Source organism: Microcystis sp. LE19-10.1B (genome assembly GCF_027530565.1).
GTDB classification, from domain to species: domain Bacteria; phylum Cyanobacteriota; class Cyanobacteriia; order Cyanobacteriales; family Microcystaceae; genus Microcystis; species Microcystis aeruginosa.
Genome location: NZ_JAPZQM010000164.1, coordinates 1 through 3,736 on the forward strand (window position 1 = coordinate 1; position 3,736 = coordinate 3,736).

Here is a 3,736-nt window from a genome sequence, read left to right on the forward strand (position 1 = left end):
AAATCCTTATCTGGCAAGAGACTTAATTGATTAGTTCGCTCTAGAGCAAAAACAATTGACAAAAATCGCTAAATGCTTTTCTATATAAGGGTTCCATCCCTTATAACCCCCGTCCATTGCATAACAATTACCGAAGAGCCGGAAAATCAATATTTTTGAATCGTTCGGCCGTTCTCTGTTTGACTCCTAAAATCTCAATCCCTACAATCCTATCCGTCTCATCGTAATCATAGATAATCCCCAGCGCTACTTCCTCAGAATCAATAACCTTTCCCTCAAAACGACGAATATAAGCGGCATTAGCGGCTCGATCATAGTTTATTTTCATAGTTTCCCCTTTAATCGGCGTTCAAAATGGACAGTTACCAAAAGATTATAATTACTAAGTAGGTAGGCGTTAAAAATTATCAGAAACCCCCCTTATCAAGGGGAGCATGGGGGATCGCCACCCCCCTTATCAAGGGGAGCAGGGGGGATCAAACCCCCCTTATCAAGGGGGGCAGGGGGGATCGGCACCCCCCTTATCAAGGGGGGCAGGGGGGATCGAACCTAAAATCCATTTTCAATTTAATTTCACCCACCTACTTACCCATGAAAAATAGACAAGAATACCTCAACGCCCTAGTCAACTTTGACCAACCCCTATCAACTATCCTCCCTATCCTAAAAACCTTTCCTTGGGACAGTAGCGAAGCAATTATCACCCTAAAAAAAGAGCATCTGATCGATATTCTCGATCGCTATCTTAATAACGCTCTATCTGCCACCGACTTAGAAAACTGGGCCGATGCCATCGAATGCAGAGAAGATATCGCCTATGAAACAGATGAGGAATATCTCATCAATGACATCATCTTTGACCTCGCTAATCCGACATTAAACGATCCACTATCACCAAAAATAATCGAACAATACATCAGCCAACTTTCCCATTTAAAGTCTTCCTTAATTGCCTAAAAAATAGGCTTCTTCTTTGTGAATTTTAACGGGGGTTTACTTGAATCTCAATTTTGTCCGAGGGGTTGAATTTAATTTCCTCAACAACGTAGGAACTCTTACTCGCCACCCCTTCGATCCCTCTTATTTCTAGAGGATCTAGCGAGGTTATAGTTACTTCCGCTTTTCCTTCATTAACATCAACAATTTTGAAATTCTGTAAAGGTTCCTGCCAGCGTTTTCTATTCTCTTTTGGATTGCTTGATCCCCCTTCCCCACGAATAACAAGCTCTCCGCTTTTGATAATAACCTTGCCTTGAAACTCTATCTGTTTGATCTCTTTCATCGCCACTTCTTTTGTTTTTGATTCTCTCCCTAAAGCGATCGTTTTTGCTTGGGAATCGAACTTGATTAATCTCCCAGATAGAGAAGTGCCATTTTTTAAAGATACATTTGTATCATCTGGTATGAATACGGGAATTTTCTTGACGGGAGATCGATCGCCGGTGGCTGGTAGATGATAGCCAGCAAGGGAGGCGATAAAAACTAGGCTAGTTGCGGTTATTATTGGGTAGAGTTTTTTCATCTTTACCTTGCCTGAATGATCAGGATTTAGTTGGTTCTGTTTTCAATCTTGGATGTGGTGGGTTAGGAGTAACAGTAACCCAACCTAGGGTTTTTTCTAGAGGGTTTTTTCCATATTTTAGCGTCGGGATTGTCAAAGGGGAAGCGTTTTATCTTCTCTTTATGTTAAAACTTATGAAGGTACTCCTTTATGCGGTAAGCGATAGAAATATGACTCTACAAGAGCTAATGCGGTGGGTGGAAAAATTATCCTCGATCGAGAAACGGCAACTGATCGAAAAAATTACCGCAGAAATGGCATCGGAATCGGCAGAAATTAATCAACCCCGTCCCTCTTTATGGGGTATATGCGCCGATTTAGGACAGGCTCCCTCGGCTGAAGATATCGATAAAACCCGACGAGAAGCGTGGGGAGATTTTACGGCAGAGGATATTTAAGTGTTAAAAGCAAGTTTTAAGTAGGTAGGCGTTAAAAATTATCATACACCCCCCTTATCAAGGGCGCAGGGGGGATCGGCACCCCCCTTATCAAGGGGGGACTAAGGGGGGATCGAACCTATTCCCCGAATATAATTGGATGCGGTGGGTTAGCGATATTCGTAACCCAACCTGCGGTTTTTGTCAATATATTTTTACTTTCCGAAACCTTTGTTCGGGCGGTTTTGTTTGGCAATACGGAGGGCTTTTCCGGTTTTACCATCCTGTAGTGCGATCCGCATCGATCGCTTTTTCTGGTAGGATTGAATATCCGCCGCTAACGGATGAGAGTTATCGATGCGTAGATGGGTTAAAGAACAGACAAGACTCGTTTGTTTTCCCGATTCGTTTTTTAGGGAACAAATAATTCCCCCCTCGTCTCCCATGTAGAAAATTTTATCGATCGAAAACTGGTGATCGGGTTTGTATCGCTCGCCTTTTGTTTCAGCTAGTTTTAACGTTTCGGGAGTTGCACGCACAGGGATTGGTAAACTCGCTTCCATTTTCTCAATTAAAAAACGAACTTGTCGGGGATCGTCGATGGACATGGTTATTCTCCTTGATAAAATACAAAGAACTGGCGATAGAACCCGATCGATCGAGTAGGATAGCGATCGAAAACGCCAATCAGGGACATTTTGCCGTGAGCGCTCCGAATTCTCCCCCTCCCGGAACACAGATACTAGGAACCTTCGCCAGTCTTCTCGGTTTGCTGGGGATTTTTCTCTATTTTACGGGATGGATCTATCGGTGGGCCTATTTCGGCTGGTTTAGCCTTGAGATTAACCGTCTGGACTTGCCCTTGCGTTCCTTCCTTTTCGTGCCGATACAGGTCTTCTGTGGCGATTTCGGGGCGTTTCTGCGAACGTTTCTGGCACTGGTTGCCGTTGCCTTTGCGATTCAATTTACCCTCTGGATTTTGTCTCCCCTGCCATCCTATTCAATTGTCAGTCAATTTAAACGGAAATTTCATCAAAAATTTCACCCTCTAGGTTTATTAGTCCGGGGAATTCCCGAATCTCTCCGAAAAGATTTGATCGCTGTTATTTGGCTATTAATTATTCTTTTTTGGTTAGCTCGAATTCAGGGATCGAGCGATGCCCGTCGCGATGCAATTAATGATACTTCTACCTTACCGGTTATCACTTTAGTTTTACCGGAAAAACAGATAGCGATCGGTCGCAATCCTGATGATGTTTTTACCGATCCTTCTCTCAAAGGTTATCGAATTATCGGTGAGACCAAATTACTCGAAGAGCTGCGGGGAAAAGAAACGAATGATAGTAAAGTTAATCCCCCGCGAGTTTGGCGGTTATTAATTCAAAATAATAATTAGACTTATGTTTTTCGCGGGTTATCCCCCCAGTCGGCAGAAAATGAACGTCCGGCGATTCTAGCCATTCGCGAGGATAAGGAGGGACAATTGTTGATTCTCGCACCGGATGTCCCATAATCCCGATGAGAGTCAATCGGGGAAATTATCAAAAGCGATCGTTAATAAAAAAAGTCTAAAAGTCGCACCCCACAAGGTTTTCGGCGTTGTCAGATCAGAAGAGGAAAGATGCAATGCTCTGGTGCTGATTCGGAGCATCTTTCCATTTGACAACGCCGATTGTAGGGCTAATTCATGAATTAGCCCTACGCCGATTGTAGGGCTAATTCCACTGCTAAATCGAGCGACTCTTGTTCCCCACTTAAGCCCAACTATCGGCACTATTCGTTCATTAAACACTAATTG

General features: G+C 43.4%; 6 protein-coding genes and 1 pseudogene. 3 read left to right on the forward strand and 4 right to left on the reverse strand.

Annotation, left to right across the window (positions count from 1 at the left end):
- Nucleotides 1–127: 127 nt before the first annotated feature.
- Nucleotides 128–328 (reverse strand): DUF2283 domain-containing protein, encoded by a 201-nt coding sequence (locus tag O9332_RS05775; RefSeq protein ID WP_288024198.1) that lies wholly within the window; start codon nt 326–328, stop codon nt 128–130.
- A 263-nt stretch (nt 329–591) separates the two neighbouring features.
- Between O9332_RS05775 and O9332_RS05780 the strand changes: the two genes are divergently transcribed.
- On the forward strand, nt 592–957 hold the full coding sequence (locus O9332_RS05780; protein WP_288024200.1) for a hypothetical protein: 366 nt from the start codon (nt 592–594) through the stop codon (nt 955–957).
- A 25-nt stretch (nt 958–982) separates the two neighbouring features.
- Here the strand turns inward: O9332_RS05780 and O9332_RS05785 are convergent, their stop codons facing one another.
- On the reverse strand, nt 983–1,522 hold the full coding sequence (locus tag O9332_RS05785) for a hypothetical protein (RefSeq protein ID WP_288024203.1): 540 nt from the start codon (nt 1,520–1,522) through the stop codon (nt 983–985).
- Between the two features lie 173 nt (nt 1,523–1,695).
- Between O9332_RS05785 and O9332_RS05790 the strand changes: the two genes are divergently transcribed.
- Nucleotides 1,696–1,959, forward strand: coding sequence for a hypothetical protein (locus tag O9332_RS05790; protein WP_287970217.1), 264 nt, complete (start codon nt 1,696–1,698; stop codon nt 1,957–1,959).
- 194 nt (nt 1,960–2,153) lie between these two features.
- On the opposite strand, the gene O9332_RS05795 is transcribed toward O9332_RS05790, so the two are convergent.
- Nucleotides 2,154–2,546 (reverse strand): hypothetical protein, encoded by a 393-nt coding sequence (locus tag O9332_RS05795; RefSeq protein ID WP_002748454.1) that lies wholly within the window; start codon nt 2,544–2,546, stop codon nt 2,154–2,156.
- An 11-nt stretch (nt 2,547–2,557) separates the two neighbouring features.
- Here O9332_RS05795 and O9332_RS05800 point away from each other — a divergent pair.
- Nucleotides 2,558–3,451 (forward strand): annotated as a pseudogene (locus O9332_RS05800) (hypothetical protein).
- A gap of 12 nt (nt 3,452–3,463) precedes the next feature.
- Here O9332_RS05800 and O9332_RS05805 read toward each other — a convergent pair.
- On the reverse strand, nt 3,464–3,736 hold a 273-nt coding region (locus tag O9332_RS05805), incomplete at its 5' end, for a hypothetical protein (RefSeq protein WP_288024207.1).

Excerpts from the sequence above, each read along its gene's own strand:
- O9332_RS05785 (WP_288024203.1), bottom strand. The coding sequence starts at position 1,522 with ATGAAAAAACTCTACCCAATAATAACCGCAACTAGCCTAGTTTTTATC.
- O9332_RS05795 (WP_002748454.1), bottom strand. The coding sequence starts at position 2,546 with ATGTCCATCGACGATCCCCGACAAGTTCGTTTTTTAATTGAGAAAATG.
- O9332_RS05780 (WP_288024200.1), top strand. The coding sequence starts at position 592 with ATGAAAAATAGACAAGAATACCTCAACGCCCTAGTCAACTTTGACCAA.
- O9332_RS05775 (WP_288024198.1), bottom strand. The coding sequence starts at position 328 with ATGAAAATAAACTATGATCGAGCCGCTAATGCCGCTTATATTCGTCGT.
- O9332_RS05790 (WP_287970217.1), top strand. The coding sequence starts at position 1,696 with ATGAAGGTACTCCTTTATGCGGTAAGCGATAGAAATATGACTCTACAA.